At 75.2% G+C, this 21,070-nt stretch carries 14 protein-coding genes; 8 read left to right on the forward strand and 6 right to left on the reverse strand.

Going from position 1 to position 21,070, the window contains the following annotated elements; genetic code table 11:
- Window positions 1–299: 299 nt before the first annotated feature.
- Window positions 300–1,112: a hypothetical protein gene (locus LG943_RS10190; RefSeq protein ID WP_270071985.1), complete on the reverse strand. Its 813-nt coding sequence runs from the start codon at window positions 1,110–1,112 to the stop codon at window positions 300–302.
- A gap of 229 nt (window positions 1,113–1,341) precedes the next feature.
- Here LG943_RS10190 and LG943_RS10195 point away from each other — a divergent pair, with 229 nt between their 5' ends.
- The 3 genes from LG943_RS10195 to LG943_RS10205 all read left to right on the forward strand — a co-directional run bounded on the left by LG943_RS10195 (window position 1,342) and on the right by LG943_RS10205 (window position 6,668).
- The gene (locus tag LG943_RS10195; RefSeq protein WP_270071986.1) at window positions 1,342–4,152 is read left to right on the forward strand and encodes a sigma-70 family RNA polymerase sigma factor; all 2,811 of its coding nucleotides are present in this window, start codon (window positions 1,342–1,344) and stop codon (window positions 4,150–4,152) included.
- Between the two features lie 211 nt (window positions 4,153–4,363).
- Window positions 4,364–6,034: an NYN domain-containing protein gene (locus tag LG943_RS10200; RefSeq protein ID WP_270071987.1), complete on the forward strand. Its 1,671-nt coding sequence runs from the start codon at window positions 4,364–4,366 to the stop codon at window positions 6,032–6,034.
- Window positions 6,035–6,116: 82 nt separating this feature from the next.
- Window positions 6,117–6,668: a hypothetical protein gene (locus tag LG943_RS10205; protein ID WP_270071988.1), complete on the forward strand. Its 552-nt coding sequence runs from the start codon at window positions 6,117–6,119 to the stop codon at window positions 6,666–6,668.
- Here the strand turns inward: LG943_RS10205 and LG943_RS10210 are convergent.
- Window positions 6,665–7,345 carry an HAD family hydrolase gene (locus tag LG943_RS10210; protein ID WP_270071989.1) on the reverse strand — a complete coding sequence of 227 codons (681 nt, stop codon included), beginning with the start codon at window positions 7,343–7,345 and terminating at the stop codon, window positions 6,665–6,667. The genes LG943_RS10205 and LG943_RS10210 overlap by 4 nt on opposite strands.
- A gap of 245 nt (window positions 7,346–7,590) precedes the next feature.
- On the opposite strand from LG943_RS10210, the gene LG943_RS10215 reads away from it, so the two are divergent.
- Both LG943_RS10215 and LG943_RS10220 read left to right on the forward strand, forming a co-directional pair.
- Window positions 7,591–8,184, forward strand: a complete 594-nt coding sequence (locus LG943_RS10215; RefSeq protein ID WP_270071990.1) for a putative glycolipid-binding domain-containing protein — start codon at window positions 7,591–7,593, stop codon at window positions 8,182–8,184.
- 456 nt (window positions 8,185–8,640) lie between these two features.
- Complete coding sequence (locus tag LG943_RS10220) at window positions 8,641–9,204, forward strand: ATP-binding protein (RefSeq protein ID WP_270071991.1); 564 nt, start codon at window positions 8,641–8,643, stop codon at window positions 9,202–9,204.
- Between the two features lie 446 nt (window positions 9,205–9,650).
- On the opposite strand, the gene LG943_RS10225 is transcribed toward LG943_RS10220, so the two are convergent.
- Entirely contained in the window at window positions 9,651–10,364 is a 714-nt protein-coding gene (locus LG943_RS10225; RefSeq protein ID WP_270071992.1) for a gamma-glutamyl-gamma-aminobutyrate hydrolase family protein, read from the reverse strand.
- Between the two features lie 586 nt (window positions 10,365–10,950).
- On the opposite strand from LG943_RS10225, the gene LG943_RS10230 reads away from it, so the two are divergent.
- From LG943_RS10230 to LG943_RS10240, 3 genes are all read left to right on the forward strand, one after another.
- Complete coding sequence (locus LG943_RS10230) at window positions 10,951–11,328, forward strand: group I truncated hemoglobin (protein ID WP_270071993.1); 378 nt, start codon at window positions 10,951–10,953, stop codon at window positions 11,326–11,328.
- Between the two features lie 226 nt (window positions 11,329–11,554).
- Window positions 11,555–12,694, forward strand: coding sequence for a globin domain-containing protein (locus LG943_RS10235; protein ID WP_270071994.1), 1,140 nt, complete (start codon window positions 11,555–11,557; stop codon window positions 12,692–12,694).
- Window positions 12,691–13,602, forward strand: a complete 912-nt coding sequence (locus LG943_RS10240; protein WP_270071995.1) for a DivIVA domain-containing protein — start codon at window positions 12,691–12,693, stop codon at window positions 13,600–13,602. Before LG943_RS10235 ends, LG943_RS10240 begins: the two co-directional genes overlap by 4 nt.
- Window positions 13,603–13,798: 196 nt before the next feature.
- Here LG943_RS10240 and LG943_RS10245 read toward each other — a convergent pair whose 3' ends face one another.
- The 3 genes from LG943_RS10245 to LG943_RS10255 all read right to left on the reverse strand — a co-directional run bounded on the left by LG943_RS10245 (window position 13,799) and on the right by LG943_RS10255 (window position 21,047).
- On the reverse strand, window positions 13,799–15,565 hold the full coding sequence (locus LG943_RS10245; RefSeq protein WP_270071996.1) for a glycoside hydrolase family 6 protein: 1,767 nt from the start codon (window positions 15,563–15,565) through the stop codon (window positions 13,799–13,801).
- 232 nt (window positions 15,566–15,797) lie between these two features.
- The gene (locus LG943_RS10250; RefSeq protein WP_270071997.1) at window positions 15,798–18,713 is read right to left on the reverse strand and encodes a glycoside hydrolase family 48 protein; all 2,916 of its coding nucleotides are present in this window, start codon (window positions 18,711–18,713) and stop codon (window positions 15,798–15,800) included.
- Window positions 18,714–19,550: 837 nt separating this feature from the next.
- Window positions 19,551–21,047: a DUF6177 family protein gene (locus LG943_RS10255; RefSeq protein WP_270071998.1), complete on the reverse strand. Its 1,497-nt coding sequence runs from the start codon at window positions 21,045–21,047 to the stop codon at window positions 19,551–19,553.
- Window positions 21,048–21,070 lie beyond the last annotated feature (23 nt).

A 21,070-nucleotide genomic window follows, 5' to 3' on the forward strand; every position in this document is an offset into this window, starting at 1 on the left:
GCCCGACCGCACCGGCCCGCCGCCGCGCCCGCCCCCGGCCGCCGCCCCCGCGCACGGGTGAGGGCGCGCCCGCCTCCCCTTGCGGACGCGCCCCCGGGAGCACCGCATCGCGGCGCTCCCGCCACCGGCCGGCGCTTCGCGGCCGCCCCTCGGGGCCAGAAGGCCGCCGCCGGGCCGGTGGCGGCCGGCCGGTCGCGTTCGCCCCCTCTGCGAACAGCGCCGGCCGGCGGCCGTCGGCACCGGGCCCACGCCCCCTCTGCGGGGCCGCGCGGCGCCGACGGCGTTCCATCCGTCTTCGGTCAGTACCTCCCGTCCTCGGCCGCGCCGATGGCGTCGAGCAGGTCGAGCGCCTCGGCGTGGGTGGGCGGCAGCGGCACCGACCACACCTCGGCGCCGTGGCCGCGCCCCGCCCCGATGCGGGCGCGCAGCCGCCGCAGCGACTCGGCCGTGCGCCCCGGCGCCGCCGCCAGCACCGCCACGCGGCTGCGGCTCAGCAGCGACACCGACTCCCCGGCCGCGAAGAACCGGCCCAACTCGTGGCCGAGCACGATGAGCCGCGCCGTGCGCCGCCACGGGTCCAGCCAGGCCGGCAGCGCGACCACGATCAGCCCGTGGCCCCGGGCGCCCGACCACGGCGGCGCGCCCCGGTACAGCTCGCCCAGGCGGGTGCGCAGGTAGGCCGCCGTGGTCAGCCCGGTCAGCGGGTCCTGGCAGTCGTCGCGGCGGCGGCCCTCGCTCCAGCCCTCGGCCACCGCCCGCACCAGGGCGAACGGCGGGCCGCCGGGGTAGGCGCCGCCCCACTCCGGGGCCTCGGCGACCTCGGCGAACAGCGCCGCGAGGTCGTCCAGCGCCGCGCCGATCGGCAGGCCGTCGCGCGCCCGGCCCCGGCCCAGCCGCGCGCACGCCGCCACCAGGGCGGGGGTGTCGCCGGCCGCGCGGCCGCGCAGGTCCTCGGCCACCGCCGCGCACACCGCCTCCACCGCCGGGCTCCACCAGTCGTCGTGGGGCTCGCCCCGGTCCAGCCGGCTGCGCCGGCACCACCGCTCCCGCAGCCGGCGGGCGGGGTCGACCCGCCCGGCGGCCACGGCGCCGGTCTGCTCACTCGTCCCCATGCCACTCCCCTCTGCCGGCGGTGCGCGGTGTGAGTCGAAGCGGGCGCGCCCCGATGCGTTCACCCCTAATCACGCAGTTCGGTGGCGGGCATGACGCGAGTGCGGGATATTTTTTCCGCGGCCTGTGCACACGGCCGCCCACGCCGCACGACACCGGCGGCCGCACCGTCGACGGCGACCCGGTGCGGCGCCTCGCACACGTGCCGCACCACCGGGGGAAGGGCAGGGCATGACCGAGCCTTACGGCGATCACGGAGAGCTACTCATCGGCGACGACGAGCTTCTGTCGCAGGTCCGCGAGGGCGACACCGACGCGTTCGAGTCGCTCTACACCCGCCACGCCGGGGCGGCGCGCGGCCTGGCCCGCCAGCTCGTGCGCGGGGACTCCGAGGTGGACGACGTGGTCGCCGAGACCTTCACCCGCGTGCTGTCGGTGGTGCGGCGCGGCGGCGGCCCCCGCGACGGCTTCCGCCCCTACCTGCTCACCGCGCTGCGCCACGTCGTCTACGACCGCGCCCGGGGCGAGAAGCGCCAGGTCGTCACCGACGAGATGGAGCACTTCGACTCCGGCGAGCCGTTCGTGGACCCCGCCGTGGAGGGGCTGGAGCGCTCGCTGATCGCCCGCGCCTACCTCTCCCTGCCCGAACGCTGGCAGGCCGTGCTCTGGTACACCGAGATCGAGGGCGTCAAGCCCGCCGAGGCCGCCCCCAGCCTGGGCATGAAGCCCAACAGCGTCGCCGCGCTGGCCTACCGGGCGCGCGAGGGCCTGCGCCAGGCCTACCTCCAGATGCACCTGGCGGGGTCGGCGGCCGAGACCTGCCGGCCCGCGCTGGACCGCCTGGGCGCCTACGTGCGCGGCGCGCTGGCCAAGCGCGACACCGCGCTGGTCGACCGCCACCTGGACGAGTGCGCCGACTGCCGCGAGGTCTACGCCGAGCTGATGGACGTCAACGTCGGGCTGCGCGGGATCATCCTGCCGCTGTTCGCCGGCCCCGCCGCCGCCGGCTACCTCGCGGCGCTGCCCGCCGGGCCGCTGGCCGGCGGCTGGTGGGCGCGCCTGCCCAAGGGCCAGCAGCAGGCCGTGGCGGGCGGCGCCGCCACCGCCGCCGTCGCCGCCGCGGTGGCGGTCGCCCTGGTGGCCAACGAGCAGACCGTGCCGGAGGACGACCCGCCCGCCGCCGCGCCGCCCGCACCCTCCGGCGAGCAGCCCGCGCCTCCCGGCCCGCGCCCGGAACCGCCCGCGCCCCCCGGGCCGCCGGACGCCCGGCCGCCCCAGCAGCAGCCCCCGGGCGAGCGCCCGCGCCCGGCCGAGCCCGCGCCGCCCGGCGCGCCCGACGCCGCGCCCCCCGACCGCCCCCAGCCCCCTGAGGCGCGGCCGGCCGCCGCGCCGGCGTTCACCGCCGCCATCGACCCCGTCGGCGCGCTCGTGCCGGGGCGGGCCGGCATCGTGGTGCTGTCGGTGCGCAACACCGGCGGCGCGGCCGACGACGACGTCACCGCCGACATCACCCTCCCGGCGGGGGTCACCGTCAGCGAGTCCGCCCGCGCGGGCAACGCCGTGCCCTTCGCCGAGGGCACCGGCGACTGGAGCTGCGGCGCCACCGCCGAGGGCGGGAACTGCGTCACCCCGGGGATCGCCGCCGGCGACACCAGCACCCAGTACATCGACGTCGACGTCGCCTCCGACGCCGACTCCGGGGGCGCGCTGCGGGTGTCGGTGCGCTCGGGCGGGGTGCGCGCCACCGCCACCGGCAGCCGCGGCGTGGACCCCGAGGGCACCGCCGCCCGCTACGCCACCGCCGGCCGGGTGCGCGCCGAGACCGTGGGCGGCGCGCTCCAGACCTGCGTCCCGCCCGAACCGCACACCCACTGGTGGCCCTGGACCCCCGAGCCGGGGTGGCCGTTCGGCCCCGAGTACGCCCCGCCCGAGGAGTCCCCGGCGCCCTCCCCGCCCGCCCCCTCGGCGCCCGAGGCGCCGGCCGCGCCCCCGGCGGAGCCCCCGGCCGAGGCCGACGACCACCGTCCGCCGCGCCCCGCCCCTCCCGCCCCGCCGACCTCCCCGCGGCCCAGCCGGCCCCCCGCCCCCCTGCCGCCGCAGGCCTCGCCGACCGCCCCGACCCCGCAGGAGCCGGCCCCGCCCCGGCCCTCGGCCCCGGCGCCGCCCGCCGCCTCGACCGGTCCGTCGGCGCCGCCCTCGGCCGCGCCCCCGGCCGGGGACGGCCGCCGCGGCCACCGCCCGCCGCCCTGCGCCGAGGCGCTCGATCCCTCCGGCGTGCGCCTGGACAACGACCACTGGCGGATGCGCCGCCTGGACCTCGACGACGACCCCGACACCCGGTCCTCCAGTTCCGCCGCCTGGGAGCTGCCGCGCGGCGGCGCGGTCCGCTGGGCCGGGCTGTACTTCTCCGCCGTCGGCGCCGCCCCCGAGCGCGCCACGGCCGCGCTGCGCGGCCCCGGCGCCGCCACCTACACCACCGTCACCGCGGAGTCGGTGCGCCCGGCCGACCTGCCCGGCTACCCCGCCTACCAGGCGTTCGCCGAGGTCACCGACCTCGTGCGGGCGCACGGCGGCGGCCGCTGGTGGGCCGCCGACATCCCCCAGCGCACCGGTGTGGGCACCTACGCCGGCTGGAGCCTGGTGGTGGTGGTCGAAGACCCGGCGGCCCCCGTCAACCAGGCGATGGTGCTCGACTCCGGGCGGCCGGTCTTCCACGACCCCCGGGGCGCCCGCCTGCCGCTGGCCGGGCTGCTGCCCTCGGCGGTGCCGGCCACGGTCGACGTCATCGCCTGGGAGGGCGACACCGGCCTCGGCGGCGACCGGGTGCTGCTCAACGACCGCCCGCTGACCCCCGCCGGCGGCGACCCCGACAACGCCTTCACCGGCACCGCCCGGGGCGCCCGCGGCAACCCCCACGGGTTCGGCACCGACGTCCGGCGCTTCTCCGCGGTGCTGCCGCGCGAACCCGAACTCCGGCTGGTCTCGGCCCAGGACGCCTACCTGGCCGGCGCGGTGGCGGTCACCGCGCCGCTGCGCACATGAGCGCGAGCGGGGCGGTTGTCCCGGTCCGGCCTGATCCGGCCGCCGTCCCCGCACGTCGCGGCGCTGAAGGCGCCAGGGGCCGGGTACACGGCGGCACAGACTTGGTTAGGCTGTGGCGCGGCCCGTCTGCGGGCCGAGTGCCGAACGCCGGCAGGACCCGGTGCGTATCCGTCGCCCCGGGGAACGAACCAACGGGAAGGGGCGGTGTCGCGTGGATCGCTGCGCGCTGTTCGTAGACGCCGGCTACCTCCTCGCCGATGGCGCGATGGCAGTGCACGGAACCCGCAACCGCGACTCCGTGTCATGGGACTACGCCGGGCTCGTGCAGCTCCTCAACGAGGTGGCGCGCGACCGTACGCAACTCCCGCTGTTGCGCTGCTACTGGTACGAGGCGACCGCCGACGGCCGCCGCACCCAGGAGCAGGACGGGATCGCGGACATCCCCGGAATCAAGTTCAGAGCCGCGCGAATCCGTCCCGGCAGACGGGAGGGCGTCGAGAGCTACGTCCAACGGGACCTGACCACACTCGCCCGCACCGGCGTGCTCTGCGAGGCCGTGCTCGTCAGCGGCGACGAGGACATGGCCCAGGTCGTGTCCGACGTCCAGGATCTCGGCGTCCGCGTCACGGTGGTGCACATCTCCGTCGAGGGCAACTGGACCATCTCCCGCGCGCTGCGCCGGGAGTGCGACGACCTCATCGAGATCGGCGCGGGGCACCTGCGCCCCTACGTCACGCTGCTGTCGGGCCTGGGCGAGGAGGACGCCTCCGAGACCACCACCCCGCTCAGCAACGGGCGCTCCCGCAGCGCCCCCGAGGTCACCCGCCGCCCCGTGACGGCGCACCCCGGCTCCAGCCGGGTCGAGCCCGCCCCGCCGGCGTCGGCGGGGCTGGAGGCCGTGTTCGCCAACACCGGCGCCCAGCCCGCCATGACCGGCAGCGCCATGGACCAGTTGCGGGCCATGCGCCAGAGCCTGGCCCAGCGCGGCGGCGACCACCTCGCGCCACAGGGCGCGGGCGGGGTCGACGGCCCGCGCCCCAACCCGTCCGGGCCCATCGACGTCAACGGGTTCCCCTCGGGCGGCCACACCCCGCCCCCGGTCGGCGGCACCGGGGCGCACGCGAGCATGGCCGGCACCCAGCCGCCGGCCGACCCCGGGTTCCCCGCGCCCACCACCGGCGCCCACCCGGGCATGCGCCAGGCCCCCAACCCCTACGGCGGGCCGCCGCAGCAGGGCCGCCCGCCCGCCCAGCACCCCACCGGCGCCCACCAGGCGGGCGCCCACCAGGGCGGAGCCCACCAGGCCGGCATGCCGCCCACGGGCGGCCACCCCTCCATGGCGGGGCACCAGTACGACCGGGACAACCCGCCGACCAGGAACACCCCGCCGCCTCAGCCCGACCCCAGGTACGGCGGTAATACCGGCGAGAATCCGGGGTACGGAGGTAACACCGGCCCAAACCCTACTTTTGGGGTCAGTACGGACGGTGACTCCCGCTACGGGAGCGTCGGCGGACCCAGACCGGGTTCCGCACCGGGTACTGGCCCCCAGCCCGACCACCGGGTCCAGCACGGGCCCTACACCGACCCCACACCGCGCGTCGGGCCGCTGTCGGCGGGAACGCCGGCGGCGCGCAGCGTCGACGACGCGGTGACCGTCGCACGGCAGGAGGGCAGCGACTTCGCCGAGTCGATCGCGCGGGACGCGCCGGCCCTGTGGATGGAGGCGGTGCTGGCGCGGCGCCCGCGCATGCCCTCCGACCTGGAGGCGCGGCTGCTCCAGGGATCGGCGCTGCCGATCGACTTCCTGCTGCGCGACGAGGTCCGCGACGCCCTGCGGCAGGGGTTCTGGAGCGCGCTGGAACGCGCGGCGCGCGGGTGAGGGCCGGGCGGCGGGCGGCCCGCGCCGCGCACCGCCGGGGGGCGACCACGGGCAGGACGACGGGCAGCGAGGGAGGGTGGCAGTGACCCGCGTGACGACCGCCGATCTGGACCGCCTGGAGTTCCGGGCCGTCCAGTCCGGCGACCACGTCGACGTCGCCCGGGAACTCCTGGGCCTGGCCAACAGCGTCGACGCCGACAGCGAGATCTCGCGCGCCGAGATCTTCGTGCGCGCCGGCGAGCAGTGGGAGATGGCCCAGGAGTTCGAGCGCGCCTCGGCCGCCTACCAGCGCGCCATCGACGACGGCGGGGTCACCATCATCGACGCCCGCGCGCTCCAGGCCGGGGCGCTGCTGGAGTTGGACCTCATCGACTCCGCCTACGCCCAACTGGAGCGGCTGCGCGCCGAGGGTCCGCGCAACCTGCCCACCTACATCCACATCGCCGAGACCCTCCAGGCCCACGACGACCTCAAGGGCGCGCACACCTGGGCCACGCTGGGCATCGAGCGGTTCCGCCACCAGGACGTCTCGCCCTACGTCCACGACCTGCTGATGGAGTTGGTGCGCACCCGGTTCCGCATCCGCATGGACCTCGGGCTGCCTGAGGACGCCTTCGACCGGATGCTGGACTAGCCGCCGGCCGCCTCCCGCGCGGCGGCGCCGCCAGTGGAGTCCCGCGCGAGCAGCGCGCGGCCCCGGGTGTAGGCGCCCATCAGGCTGGTGCCCCGGTACTCCGCGCGGGCCAGCAGCGCCACGTGGTGGTCGGCGTTGACCGCGACGCTGTGCGGCACGTGCCGGAACAGGGGGGCGTCCGACAGCGAGTCGCCGTAGGCCACGCACCGCTCCAGGGGGATGCCGGCGCGGCTCCGGGCGTCCTCGGTCGCGCGGACCTTGTCCTCGGGGGTGAGGACCCCGGCGGGGTCGAGGGGTTCGCGGAAGGGCGGCGGGGGGAAGCGGGAGGCCACGACCTCGTCGAAGCCGAAGTCGAGCAGCCGGTTGGCGAAGAAGTCGGTCGACATCGTGACGACCAGGGACCGCTCGCCGCGCGCGCGGATGTCGGCGCATACCTCGGCGATCTCGGCGAGGAAGGGCGCGGCCCCGAACGCGCGGTCGACGTGGTCCTCGGTCAGCTCCGCCCACAGGGCGTGCAGGTTGGCCGAGAACGCGCGGGTGTCGATCTCCCCGGCGCTGAAGCGGCGCTCCAGGTCCAGCAGTTCGGCCTCGGTGCCGCAGGTGCGGGCGATCTGCACCGCCGCGCTCGTGCCGTGGATGAGGGTGCCGTCCATGTCGAACACGTGCAGATGGCTCATGGCGCCGTCCTACCATCCCGCTGTGGGATGCGTCGCCCCGTTTTGTCCCCCCGGGAGCGGACGGGCGCCGGGCCGCCGCACCCCGCGCGGGCCGCAGGCCCGGCGGGGGCGGGGGATCGCGCGCGGGCGGCGCGGGGGTGGCACAGGAGTGGGGGAGTGGCGGCGCGGGGGCGGTCGCGGTGCCGGTGGCCTGGTGTTACCCGGAGGCTCTTCCGTGTAACGGGACGTACCGGTAGAACGGTGCCATGCCAGCCTCCAGCGCAGAACCCGTCGCGTGGTCCCGGGTCGACGTCGCGTCCGGGCTGGGGCTCGGCACCCTCCTGCCGCAGCCCCACGGCTTCCGGCTGGAGGCCAGCGAGACCGTCGCCGACACCGAGGAGCGCTACGCCAGCCGCTTCACCGTGCAGGCCGACCTGGCGTGGGTCAGCCGGTCGGCACGGGTGGAGGTGCTGTCGGGTGCGGGACCGGCGGCCGTGGAGCTGCGGCGCGAGGCCGCCGGATGGTCGGTGAACGGCCGCCGCCGCGCCGAGCTGGACGGCTGCCTGGACGTGGACGTGGCGGCGACCCCGCTCACCAACACCCTGCCGATCCGCCGGCTGGGGCTGCGCCCCGGGGAGTACCGCGACATCTCGACGGTGTGGATCGACGTCCCCAGCCTGGGGATACGGCGGCTGTCCCAGCGCTACACCCGGCTGTACGCGGCCGAGGGCCAGGAGCGCTACGAGTACAGCGACCCCGTCCACGGTTCCTTCGTGCTGACCGTTGACCGCGACGGCCTGGTGATCGACTACGAGGGCCTGGCCCGCCGGGTGCGCTTCGACCGCAGCCTGGACGGCTGACGGCTGACGGCTGACGGCTGACGGACCTGGGCCGTGGGGGCGTGGCGGCAGCGGGCCGCCGTTCCCTCGCCCCGGCGCGTCCCGGTGCCGTCGCCTGCGGATCGCCAAAGGGTTTGTTTCAGGACAAAGGTCCATAAGGGGGGTTTGCTCTTTTCCCTCCCGTTCGGGAGTGCTCACGCGTACTCTGGGGGTTAGCCCCATCGGTTGTCCGGCGCCCGTGGCGATGGTGCGATTCGCCGGCCAATTCTGTATACAATCAGTGAAGATGGTTGTCGGAGGGCCGTGGTTACGGCAGAATTCGGCGATGGATGGCGGTTCCTCTGGGGCGGGTGCGACCAGGTCGCCGCCCAAGGACCGGATACGGCACCGCGGCGGTTTCGGCGGCCGGGCCGCTTTTCCGCTCTGCGGCGCGCCCACTTCGGAGGATCGACAAGCACCGTAAGGCGGTGGCCCGAAATGGCCCAGTGCGACGGAGTGGACGACGACGTCGGCATCTACACGCTGCGGGCGTGCCGCACGTTCCCCGGCGCCGCGCGCGAGTGCCGCGAGGCCCGCCTGTGGGTGCGCCGCCACATGCGGCCCTTCCCCGACGTCGCCGACGCCGTCGAACTCGTGGTCAGCGAGTTCTTCGGCAACGCCGTCCGCCACACCGCCTCCGGCCAGCCCGGCGGCACCGTGTTCGTGAGCCTGGTCGGCCTGGTCTCGGGCGCCCTCCACCTGGAGGTCCACGACGAAGGCCCGCGCCGGGGCGCGCCCCGCACCACCGCGCGGGTGCTCGCCCCCGACCTCCAACGCCCCGACGGCCGGGGGCTCTTCCTGGCGGCGGCGCTGACCAAGGAGTGGGGGCGGCTGCCCCTGCACGGCGGGCCCGGCTACGCCGAACGCGGCTACACCAGCATCTTCGACCCCGACCTCGACCACGAGACCAGCGACTACAGCGGTCCCATGATCACCTGGGCGGAGTTCAGCACCACCAGCCGCGCGCTCCCTGCGTCGGCCTCCGCCTACCCCGCGGGCTGAGCCCGGCGGGCACGCCCCGCCGGCCCGGCCGCCCTCGGCCGCCCTCCGCGCCGGTTGACCTGCGCCTTGGCGGCCCTCGGCCCCGGCCGGCCCCGCCATCCGCCACCCGGCCGGCCCCGCCCCCGCCCCGCTTCTCCCGCCTTCGCCGCGTCGGCCGTGCCGTGGCCGTGTACGGCGGCCGTGCGGGATTTCCGCGCGGGCGAAAACGGGACCCCATTGCCGGGAAGGCGCGGGAAGGCGGGTGGTCCGGGAATCCGGGAAATTCCTCCGCTGCTATTCGGCTCCCGTGCAATTGCATAATCGCCGAAAGGTTTCGACAACGACGGCGACAGCAACGGCGACGCCGCGACTTCGGTGCGTGGTGAGCGCCGCGCGGCGGAGTTTTCCTACGCCGCCATTGCGCGGCGCGCAGTGGAATTCCGCCGCGCGGGCGCGCGGGCGCCCGGCTACGCGCGGCTGGCCGCCCGCTTGGCGGCGGCCTCGGCCAGCCAGCGGAACAGCGCGGGATCCTCGCCCATCTCCGGGTGCCACTGCACGGCCAGCAGTCCGGGCTCGCCGGGCGCCTCCAGGGCCTCGACGGTGCCGTCGTCGGCCCAGGCGGCGGCCACCAGGCCGCGCCCCAGTTCCGCGACCGCCTGGTGGTGGTAGGTGGCCACGGTGACGCGGGTGCCGCCGTGCAGCGCCGCCAGCCGGCTCGCCGGGGCCAGGCGCACCGGGTGCTCGCCGAAGACACCCGGCCGCCGGAGGTGCGCGGCCGCGTTCGCCTCGCCGACGACGTCGGGCAGGTGCTGGTGCAGCGTACCGCCTCGGGCGACGTTGAGCAGTTGCATGCCCCGGCAGATCCCCAGCACCGGCACGTCCGCCGCCAGGGCCGCCTCCAGCAGCGCGAGTTCGGCGTCGTCGCGCTCGGCCAGCACGCCGCCGGTGCGCTCGTGTGCGGCGGCGCCGTAGCGCGCGGGGTCGACGTCGCCGCCGCCCGCCAGGACGAGCCCGTCCAGGCGCTCCAGCGCCGCGTGCACGCCGGCCACCGGCGGCAGGACCACCGGGACCGCGCCGCCGGCGGCCACGGCCCGCGCGTAGGCGTGCGGCAGCAGGGTGGCCGGCATGGCCCACGCCTCTCCCCAGCGCGCGGGCTCGGCGTAGGCGGACACGCCGATCACCGGTACCGCCGCCGCGTCCCCCGCGCTGCCCTGCGAGCTGTCCCGCACCCGGTCCCGCGCGCCGCCCCCCGCGCCGTCCCCCACGCCGTCCCGCGCTCTGTCCCCCGCCGTGTCCGACGCCATGTCCACCTCCCCGCGCTCGCGCCGCCCTTCGGCGCACCGCGTCCACGGTGCCACGGGCCGGCGGCGCTCAACGCCGCCGGGGGCGGGTGAGCGGGCGCGCGGGCGCGGCCGGCGGGGGCCACTCCACCTGCGGCGACGCGGCGCCGCCGCATGCGCCGCCCGAGGACCGGAGCGCCGCTCACAGCGGCGGCGGACGGCCCCGCCGAGAACGGCCCGGCACCGCGCTCAACAATGAATGCCAAAAGTCCCAAACCGGGAGGTTTTACCCCGCTTTTCAGTAGGGACGCCTGTTCAGCGCGTGCCCGCCGCCGCCGGAACATGCCCTGCTATCTGCGGAAATGCGGGGTTTCAGACAGATTCCGGCTGACTTTTGACGTTTTGGTAACGGCGTCTGTAGGGTTCGACCCCGAGTTCCCTCGCGCATCTCCCTTCCCTCCTTCCATTCCATGCTGAGGTGCCCCTCGTGACGAACGAAACCGCAACCATCTACGAGCGCATCGGCGGCCACGACGCCCTCACCACCGTGGTGGACGACCTCTACGTGCGCATCATGGCCGACCCCGAACTGGCCGTCTTCTTCACCGGCACCAGCCTGCCCAAGCTCAAGGGCCGCCAGGTGGAGTTCTTCAGCGCCGCCCTGGGCGGCCCCGACCACTACAGCGGCGGCGCGATGGACGAGGTCCACCGGGGCCGCGGCATCGAGCAGCGCCACTTCGACCTGGTCGCCGCCCACCTGGTCGACTCCCTCAAGGCCGCCGGCGTGCCCGGCGACACCATCGACGAGATCATCGGCGCCGTCGCCCCCCTCTCCGGCGCCATCGTCAGCAAGACCGAGGGCTGATCCCCCCGTCCCCGCCCGCCCCCACACGCCGCGCCCGCACCGGGCGCGCCGGCACCGGCGCCGGACACGGCCGCGCGCCGCGAGCGGGAGACGACCGGGCGCCCTTGGCATGCCGCCCGACGCGCGGCCCGGCCCCGGCCGCTTCCGCCCCCATGCCCCGCCCCCTCGGCCGCCGCGCGCGCCGCGGCCGCCCGGGCGCGGGATCCCTGCTAAGGAATCTGATCACGTGGATGTCACGCGGCTGAAGGACAGTTGGAAGAAGGTCGCGGCCTACGGAGACGAAGTCCCGCTGTTCTTCTACTCCTCACTGTTCATCACCCACCCTGAGACCCGGTCGCTCTTCCCGGTCAGCATGGCCGGCCAGCGCGACCGGCTCGTCGGCGCGCTCGGCCGGATCGTCTCCGACGTCGACCGCGTGGACGAACTGGTGCCCTTCCTCCAGGGACTGGGCCGCGACCACCGCAAGTTCGCGGTGGTCGCCGAGCACTACCCCGCCGTGGGCCAGGCCCTGCTGCACACCCTGGCCCACTTCCTCGGCCCGGAGTGGAAGCCCGAACTGGCCGAGGACTGGAGCGAGGCCTACGGCCTGGTCGCCAAGGTCATGACCGAGGCCGCCGACGAGGCCGCCCGCACCACCCCGCCGTGGTGGGAGGCGCGCGTCATCAGCCACGAGCGGCGCAGCGCCGACGTCGCGGTCATCACCGTCCAGCCCGAGTACGAACTGGAGTACCGGCCCGGCCAGTCCGTCGCCGTGGAGACCCGGCTGCGGCCCAACGTGTGGCGGTTCTACACCCCCGCCAACGCGCCGCGCCGCAACGGCACCATCGAGTTCCACGTCCGGCTGGTCGGCGGCGGACCCGTCAGCACCACCCTCGTGCAGAGCGTGCAGCCCGGCGACTCCCTGCGCCTGGGCGCGCCGGTGGGCGACCGGCTGCTGCTCACCGGCAAGCGGGACCTGCTGCTGGTGGCGGGCGGCACCGGACTCGCCCCCTTCAAGGCGATGATCGAGCAGCTCCGCGCCGAGCAGGCCGCCGGCGACGTGCGCCGGGTCAGCCTGTTCGTCGGCGCGCCCTACGCGCGCGACCACTACGACTACCCGGCGCTGCACGAGCTGGCCGGGGCCTGCCCGTGGCTGCGCGTCGTGCCGTGCGTCTCGCGCGAGGCGCCCCGGCCCGGGGTCGAGTCCGGCGACGCCGTGGACGTCGCGCTGCGCTACAGCACCTGGCCCGACGAGGACGTCTACGTCTGCGGCTCACCGGAGATGGTCACCGGCACGCTGCGCCGCCTCGCCCAGGCGGGCGTCACCGAGGACCGCGTCCGATACGAGGACTTCGACACCACCAGCACGAGCGGAGGGAATCCGTGACCGCACGCGAGGACATGGGTGCCAGGAGCCGGTCTTCACAGCGGCTGAGTCCCGAGCGCGTCCGTGCCCAGGAGTTCTCCCGGGCCTCGCTGGGCCGGCGCGGGTACAACGAGGAGGAGGTGCGGCTGTTCATCGGCCGCGTCGCCGAGGACCTCGCCGCCAGCGACGCCGAGAAGGCCAGCCTGCGCGCCGAGATCGACCGGCTGCGGCGCCGCTACCGCGAGCAGAACCACTCGGCCGCCTCCGTGGAGGGGCCGCCCGCCGAGGCGGTCAACCTGCTCTCGGCCGCCCAGCAGCAGGCCGACGCCTACGTCGCCCAGGCCCAGGAGTACTGCCGCCAGCTCACCGTGCAGGCGCGCCGCCAGGCCGACGACATCCTGGTGGAGGCGCGCGACCAGGCCGGCGCCGCCGCCGAGGAGGCCGCGCGCGGCTACCGCGCGGGCGCCGGGTCCTCCTACACCCGCGAGGTGGAGGAGATGGAGCGCCGGGTGGCCTGGATCCAGACGTTCTGCCGGGCGGTGCAGATCCAGATGCAGGCGGCCAGCGACGCGTTCTCCCAGGAGATCGCCCGGCTCAGCGACTTCAGCACGCTGTCGGCCGAGCGGGACCGCCGCCAGCCCGACTCCCCCGACGGGGTCGGCGGCGCGCAGCGGGCGGCGCCCTCCGCGGCGACGCCGGCGGCCGCGGGTCCCTCCGCCGCCGGCCCCCTGGGTCCGGGCGTCCCGCCGGGCGCGGGTCCGGTCGGCCCGGCGGCCGGCCCGCCCACCGCCGGTCCCGCCGGCCCCGGTCCCGGACACGGCATCGGGCCCGACCTGGACGCCGTGCCGCAGCACCGCTACGCCGGCGGCCACGAGCCCGACCACCGCGCCCCCGACGAGAGCGGCACCGCCTGGCTGCCCCGCGGCTGACCCCGCCGCACCGCCCGCCGTGCCCGCCGCACCGACGGCCCGGCGGGCGCGGCGGGCACACGCCAAGGCCGCGCCCCGGCTGGCACCGGCCGGGGCGCGGCCCGCTGTGTGCGAACAGCGATGGTTCAGGTGTTCAGCGCATCATCCTCTCCGCACCGGCTCCCGCCGGCTCTTACCTGGTGTCCGCACCGGCTCGTTACACCGGCGGGTGGGCGTTGGCCAGCAGCTCCTGGAACTGCGCCGGGAACCAGTGGCCCGACAGCGGGGCGTTGCCCAGCGCGCCGGACATGTTGAAGTTGTTGCGCGCGTTGCCCTCGTAGGTGGGGTCGCACATCCGGTCGAAGCCCTTGCCCTCGTCGTTCTCGATGAACTCGCTGGAGCCGTCGGACTCGCCCGGGGGCTTCACCCACACGTAGGCGTCGATGCCGGGTTCGGGGTTGGCCTGCGGGCGCTCGCCCAGGCCCGCGCCGGACTGGTTGCACCAGTTGCCGACGTGGATGCGCCGGTCGACGCGGCTCTCGTCCACGAACGTGTTGAGGTTGGTGGAGGAGCTGGGGCCGCTGGGCCGCTCCGAGCCGCCCCACCCGTTGCGGGAGGTGTCGATCAGCATGCCGATGTCGCTGTTGAACCCGGCGGACACGGCGCGGGTGCGCAGCGCCTGGGCGAACGACAGCTCGTCGACGTACCGGTTCCAGTCGACCCAGCTCGACTGGCGGATCTGCTGGCCGTTCACGGTGCCGTTGACGTCGATGTAGGGCTCCTCCAGCGCCGAGTAGTTGGCGGTGTTGACGATGAACCCGTGCACGTCGTCGACCGAGGCGCCGCCGGTGGTGGCCGCGTCGTGGAACAGCTCGACCGACGGGCCGAGGTTGTCGTCCCAGCCCAGCCAGCCGTGGTGGCCGGCGTCGATGTAGTTGTAGACGTTGGGGATGGCGCCGAGCTGGTCCAGGGCGTAGGCCACGCCCTCGACGTAGTTGCCGTTGGCCAGCATCTCGTTGCAGTTCTCGGTCGCCGTGGGCCGGCTGCCGACGTTGGTCACGAGGTTGGGCAGCGAGTCCGGCTCGATCGTGGTCACGATGCGCAGGTCGGCGAACGCCGGGTCGCTCATGATGTCCGCGATCGGGTCGATGTAGTCGTTCTTGTAGACGTCGATCTCGTCGGGGCCGAGTTCGCCGTTGGAGGCCAGCGCCGCGCAGTCGCGGCCCGGCAGGTTGTAGATGACGACCTGGATCACCATGGGGTCGCCGTCGGCCTGGGCGACCGCCTCTTCGAGGTGGTCGCGCAGCCCCATGCTGCCGGTGGTGGGGCTGTCGTTGCCCTCGATCGCGCCGCGCCGGTCCATCCACACGGCGGTGGACTCGTCGGCGATGGCGTCACCGCCGGGCTCGCCGGCCGCGTTCTCCGACCAGATGGGGTTGACGTACATGTCGGCGCCCGCGAACGGGTTGTCGACCTTCTCGCCCGGCTCCGGCGGGTCCGTGGGGTCGGGGTCCGGCGGGTCGGTCGGGTCGGGGTCGGGCTCGTTGGTGCCGCCGTCGCAGACCACGCCGTTCAGCGTGAACGACTCCGGCACCTCGTTCTCACCGCTGAAGGTGCCGTTGAAGCCGATCTGCGCGCTGCCGTTAGTCGCCAGCGTGCCGTTGTAGTTGGCGTTGGTGACGGTCACGGCCCGGCCGGACTGGCTGAAGGAGCCGTTCCACCCGTTGCCGATCCGCTGGTCGCCGGAGAACTCCCACTCCAGCTCCCAGGAGTTGAGCGCGTCGCCGAGGTTGGTGATGGACACACTGGCCGTGAAGCCGGTGGACCACTCGTTCACCACCGTGTACTCGACCTCGCACCCCTCGGCCGCCTGCGCGGGCGAGGCCACGGCGAGCGTGGCCGCGCCGAGCGCGAGCGCCGAGGCGCCCGCCACGGCCCGGCCCGGCCACCACCGGGCTCGCCCGCGATGGGGCTGTGATCTCATGAATCCTCCTTGTACGGGTGGCCCGCCGGCCCGGGGGCCGGGTGCGGCGAGCCGTTCAGGGGATGGGGAGGGCGGCCGCCGGCCGATGTCCGGCGGCCGGTTCTTCCGGACCGGCGTTCAGCGCCCCGCCGCCGTGCGGCGGCGGCGGAACGCGAGGCCCGCCGGTCCGGAAGGTCGTGGTGCCCGGCCGGGTCCGGCGGCGGGCACCGCTCGCGCGGCGCCCGCCGGCCGGCTAGCCGAACAGGTTGTCGTGCGTCGCGAAGGCCGTGGCGATCTCCGCCTGCGACCAGAACCGGTGGTAGGTGAAGGTGGGGGCCGGCCCGTCGGGGTTGGCGAGGTAGTCCTCGACCTTGGACCACTGCGGGTCGTCCTCGTAGAAGGAGCGGATGGACAGGAACGTCGAGCCGGGCTCGACCGGGTCGCCGTTGGCCATCTGGCCCGACCAGCCGTTGGGGACGTACACCTCGTCCTCGAAGCGCGCGTAGTCGGCGCGGGACTCCTCGACGGCGATGCCGAGGTCGTCCTCGTTGGCGATCAGGGCGTCCAGCAGGCCCTCGCCGGTGGTGCGCGCCTCGGCGTCGCCGGAGGCCGCGGCGTAGTAGAGCAGCGTCTTGGCCAGGGAGGCCGCGACACCGACGTCCTGGCCGTGGGACACGACCTCGACGTGCAGGTCGGGGTTGCCGGTGGACTGGCCGTCCCAGGTGTCGGGCTCACCCGTCCACTCCATGTCGGCCGGGACCGCGAAGTCGCCGCCCGTTCCGACCTCGGTGTTGGCGATGGCCCACGGCACCCAGTCCTCCAGGATGCCGCCGGCGCGCTCGTCGCCGGTCTCGTAGTAGAGCTGGGCGACGCGCTCCATGCCCCACACCTGGAAGCCGAACCAGCGGTTGGACGGCGGGTCGTGCCACACCGGCTGCCAGTCGTAGTAGAGGCCGTAGAAGGTGGGCGAGCCGGCCGGGGGCTCGGCGTACCTGCCGGCCCAACTGTTGGTCGCGCCGCCCGCGATGCCGCCCTCGGCGGACTGGAGCCACTCCATGAACTCCAGTTGGCGGTCCATGCTGGTGGCCCAGTCCTCGGCCGCCGTCGGCGACTCGGGGATCAGCTCGGGCACCTCCGACAGCGCGTAGGCCGCCATCGGGTTCTGGTAGCCCTGGTGGGAGGAGCTGCCGCCGATGCGCCACGCCCACGGGTACTGCGCCGACTCCATGGCGCCGCCCCAGGCGTAGTACCAGGACATCAGGTAGTGGGCGCTGTTCTTGCCCTGGCCGGCCGCGCACTGCTGCGGGCCGACGCAGTCGCCGATCTCCTTGAAGTACTTGTCGAACATGGCGTAGCGCAGGTAGTCGCCCATCTTGGCGGCGTCGCTGACCACGTCGGCGACCTCGCCGGCGTTGCCCTGCTCCTCGGCCCACTGGTGCGCCCAGTACGCCACCTGCACCGCGCGGGCGTCGGCGTCGGGGGCGTTGGTGTAGCGCCACTGCTGGGAGTAGGCGGAGTCGTCGGTGAACAGGTCGAGGAACCCGTTCTCGCCGCCGTGGGCGAACGTCTCGCACGAGGGGTGCGGGACGGTCTCCCACACCGACTCCTGCGAGCCGCGCTGGAAGGTGTTGATGAAGGCCGGGGCGTCGTCGGTGCCGTCGCCGCAGAAGCCGTAGCCGTAGGTGTTGTCGACGTCCAGCAGCCAGTGCATGCCGTAGACCTCGTCGGTCCCGTAGGTGCTGCTCAGCTCCTGGGCCAGCGGGTCCTCGCCGACCGGGACATCCTGGTCGAGCGCCGCCGGGTAGCCCTGCGGGGTGTCGTGCTCGGGGATGTAGGTGGCCGGGGCCGAGGGGTCGTAGGAGCCGTTGGTCGGCTGGTCCTCGGTCTCGGGGATGATGAACTCCTCCAGCGACGCCCACGCGTCGTTGAAGGGGCCCCAGTCACCGGTGATGCGGCCGTAGTCGGCCTCCAGCCACAGGTAGTAGCTGAACGCCTCGGAGGTGGTGGCGTGGCCGTGGTCGGGCGCCTCCACGATCAGGGTCTCGACCGAGTGGTAGGGCACGAGCAGGCCGTCGAACTCGCGGAAGTAGCCGCTGGCGGGGTCCTTGATCTTCTCGTACTGCTCAAGGAACGCCGCCTCGTAGTCCGAGGTGCTCGCGTCGATCTCGGTGACCTCGACGGTGTCGGAGCCGTAGCCCTGGCCGGAGGCGGTGATGACCGCCGAGCCGAGCGCGCCGCCGTTGTCGGCGGAGGAGACCGTGACCTCCTGCTCGGTGTCCCAGTTGTCGGGCGTGAAGGTCAGCTCGGCGCCGTCGGAGACGGTGATGTCGGAGCTGCCCTCGGTGCGCTCGACGGTGACGTCCACGGGGGCGTCGGGGGAGTTGGACAGCGAGACGTCGAAGGTGGCGGTGCCGCCCTGGCGCACGCTGAGGTTGGCCGGGGTGGCCTGGAGCTGCGGCTCGTCGATGACCTCCACCGCGGCGGCGCCGGAGGTGGTGCTGGCGCCCTGGTCGTCGACCGCGGTGGCGGTGACCGAGTAGGGGCCGACCTCCGCGTCGGACCAGGTGGCGGTGTAGGGGGCGGTGTCGTCGGTGGCGATCTCGGTGCCGTCGGCCTCGAAGACCACGTGGTCGATCTCGCCGTCGCTGTCGCTGGCCTCGGCGGCCAGCTCGATGTCCTCGCCCGCGAGGAAGGTCGCGCCGTCGGCCGGGGAAGTCAGCTCGACCTCGGGGGCCGCGTTCTCCTCGGCGCCGTTGCAGGCGGTGCCGTTGAGCGTGAAGGACTCGGGCACGCCGTTGGATCCGCTGATGCTGCCCTGGAACCCCACGGTGGCGGACTCCCCGCTGCCGAGGTCGGGGTTCCAGCCGGGGTGGCGCACGGTCACGTTGGCGCCGGACTGGCTGAACTCGCCGGACCAGCCGTTGGTGACGCGCTGGCCGTCGGGGAACGCCCAGCCCAGCGACCAGTTGCTGACCGGGTCGCCCTCGTTGGTCACCGTGACGTTGGCGGTGAAGCCGCTGCCCCACTCGTTGGTGATCTGGTAGTCGACGGAACACGCCGTGGCGGCGAACGCGGGCGTGGTCGGCGTCAGTGCGGCCACAAGGGCCGCGGCCACGCCGCCCGCTAACAGCCGCCCGCGCGGCCATCGGGTTAACAGCCGGGAACCCATGGTGAGGAGTACCTCCAGTTTCCGTGAGGTCCCGCCACGGCGGCGGGATGTGGGGGATACGCCCGGGGGCGCGTGAAGCCGGCGGTGGGCACGGAGGAGGGGACAGGGGAGGACACGGAGGTCACGCGCGGCCACCCAGGGTGACCGCGCCGGCCGTCGGTGCGGGGTCCGCGAGGGGCGGACGCGGATGGAGCGGATGGAGCGGAAGCGAAAGGAGCGGGGGCGGAGCCCGCGGCGTCGCACCGGTGAGGGGGATGTGGGGGATGCGGTGTGGGGGATGTCAGCGGGGACGCGGTGGGGGATGCGCCAGGGGGATGTGGGGGACGAGGGGGCGCCCAGGGGGATGGATGCCGGTGTCGTTGCGGGGATCGTGGGGGATCGAGGGGGATGGACGTTCGGCAGCGGTCTGGGAGCGCTCCCAGATCCGGTTGGGCTCCACCGCGATGCGCCGGAGCCTTGGCGGTTGACGCGCTCCGGGATGATCTGCGTCACTCCTGGGAGCGCTCCCAATCACAGTAACGAGATCATTTCGGCGTGTAAACCGTCTATGACGTTTTTCCCCCACCAATCCCCGCGCTCCCGCGGTCTGGCCGGGATGCGGGAGCGCCGGCGGGCGCGGGGAAAGGGGCCGTGCGGGGTCGGCGGCGGCCGCCGTCCGTCGGGGAGGCGGGGGACGTAGGGGGCAGCCGAATCGGTGGGGAAAGGAGCCGTGCGGGGTCGGCCGTCCGGCCAGGGAGGCGGGAGCGGAGGGCCGAAACCGGTGGGGTTGGGGAAGGAAGCCGCTGTGCGGGGCCGGCCGGCCCCGCACCACCAGGGCGGGCGGCGACCGGGGACGGATTAGCCGGCGGACTCCGTCTTCGCGGGCCGCAGGTGGGAGATCAGGCTCTTCAGGTGCCGGCGGTCGGCGGGGTCGGTGCCGTCGCCGAGGGAGTACCACAGCGCCGGGGCGGGGCGCGGTCCCATCCGCACCGGCGCGACGGGGGCCGCCGTCGCGCGTTCCAGCCCGCCGACCTGCTGGACCCCGGCGCTGCCCAGCGCCACACCGATCGGGATCAGCGGCCCGGTGTGGTGCGCCGCGCGGGTGAGGTCGGGACGGCCGCGCCGGCGGTGGACGTTGAAGGACAGCAGGCTGCCGTTCCCGGCCAGCTCCTCGACCACGCCCTCCACCGCCGCCAGGTCCGGCCGGGTCCCGGCGGGGTAGGCCACGGCCAGCGTGGCGCTCTCCCGCACGCCCTCCGGGGTCGGCTCCACGCGCAGGCTGCCGCTGAATGGCCGCGCGCCCGAGTGCGGACCCAGGAACACCACCCGCGAGCCCTGCGGCGCGCGCCCCCGCACGAGTTCGGTCAGCCGGTCGCGGTCCCACACCAGCGGGGCCGGCTCGCCGATGCCCCACAGCGCCGGCGCGGAGCCCGCCAGGGCCGTGGTCAGCAGCTCCACCTCGGCCCCGACCCGCACGTCGGTGTGGTCCGCGTGCCGCAGCTTCAGGTCGAGGACCAGGTGGTCCACCAGGGAGTCGGGGTTGCGGCGGAACTGCGGATGCACGGCGGAACCCGTCCTCGGGGCGGGGTCGCGCACGAAGCCGGACCCGTCCTGCCACACCAGCGGCGCGCCGTAGAGGCCGTCGAAGTAGGAGCCGTCGGAGGTGCGCACCACCCACCGCGACCCGCGGTTCTGGAACAGCGCGGTCATCTCCTGGGTCAGCCGGGCGCCGGGCGGGGTGACCAGGTGGAACGCGCGCTGTTCCCGCCCTGACGAGGTGACGGCGTCGATGATCCAGGGCGAGAGCGGCACCACGGGGCGGTCCTGGACCGCCACCGCGACGCGGTCGGTGGCCAGGGTCAGGGCGGGGTGGTCGGTCGTGCCGAGCAGCAGGGTGTCGTCGCGGCGCAGGCGCGGCTTGGGCTCCCACATGTAGCCGCCGAACTGGGCGATGAGCGCGGCGGCGAAGCGCCGCACCAGGCTGGCGGTGTCGGCGTCGGTGTCGTTGCCCGTGCCGGTGCCGTCGGCGCCGAGTTCGGCGCCGCGCGCCTCGACCCACCACGGCCGCTCGGGCATCGGGGACTGCGCGGCCACGCGGCCGCCCCCGCCGCCGCCGCCGCCCCGCCACACCACCCGGTCGCCGCCGCCCAGCAGCCGGCGCACCTCGTCCAGCCCGGCCAACCGCTGCCCGCCCCGCGCGGCGGCGAGCAGCCGCCCGGATCCGTCGCGCAGCTCGACCCCGGTGCCGTCGGCCGACGTGCGGACGTGCGCGTTGGGGTCGGCGCTGACCAGCGCCGCGGTCATGCCGCGCATGGTGGGGCGGTTCTCCAGCAGCGCGACGACGTCGTGGGTCATGCGGGGGGTCCCCTCTGTGCCGT

The sequence above is a fragment of the Streptomonospora mangrovi genome (assembly GCF_027604915.1).
Lineage (GTDB): Bacteria > Actinomycetota > Actinomycetes > Streptosporangiales > Streptosporangiaceae > Streptomonospora > Streptomonospora mangrovi.

Bases quoted from the DNA above. Each gene is read 5' to 3' on its own strand.
- LG943_RS10245 (WP_270071996.1), bottom strand. From the start codon at position 15,565: ATGAGATCACAGCCCCATCGCGGGCGAGCCCGGTGGTGGCCGGGCCGG.
- LG943_RS10255 (WP_270071998.1), bottom strand. From the start codon at position 21,047: ATGACCCACGACGTCGTCGCGCTGCTGGAGAACCGCCCCACCATGCGC.
- LG943_RS10250 (WP_270071997.1), bottom strand. From the start codon at position 18,713: ATGGGTTCCCGGCTGTTAACCCGATGGCCGCGCGGGCGGCTGTTAGCG.
- LG943_RS10195 (WP_270071986.1), top strand. From the start codon at position 1,342: ATGACCGAGCCTTACGGCGATCACGGAGAGCTACTCATCGGCGACGAC.
- LG943_RS10190 (WP_270071985.1), bottom strand. From the start codon at position 1,112: ATGGGGACGAGTGAGCAGACCGGCGCCGTGGCCGCCGGGCGGGTCGAC.
- LG943_RS10210 (WP_270071989.1), bottom strand. From the start codon at position 7,345: ATGAGCCATCTGCACGTGTTCGACATGGACGGCACCCTCATCCACGGC.
- LG943_RS10220 (WP_270071991.1), top strand. From the start codon at position 8,641: ATGGCCCAGTGCGACGGAGTGGACGACGACGTCGGCATCTACACGCTG.
- LG943_RS10215 (WP_270071990.1), top strand. From the start codon at position 7,591: ATGCCAGCCTCCAGCGCAGAACCCGTCGCGTGGTCCCGGGTCGACGTC.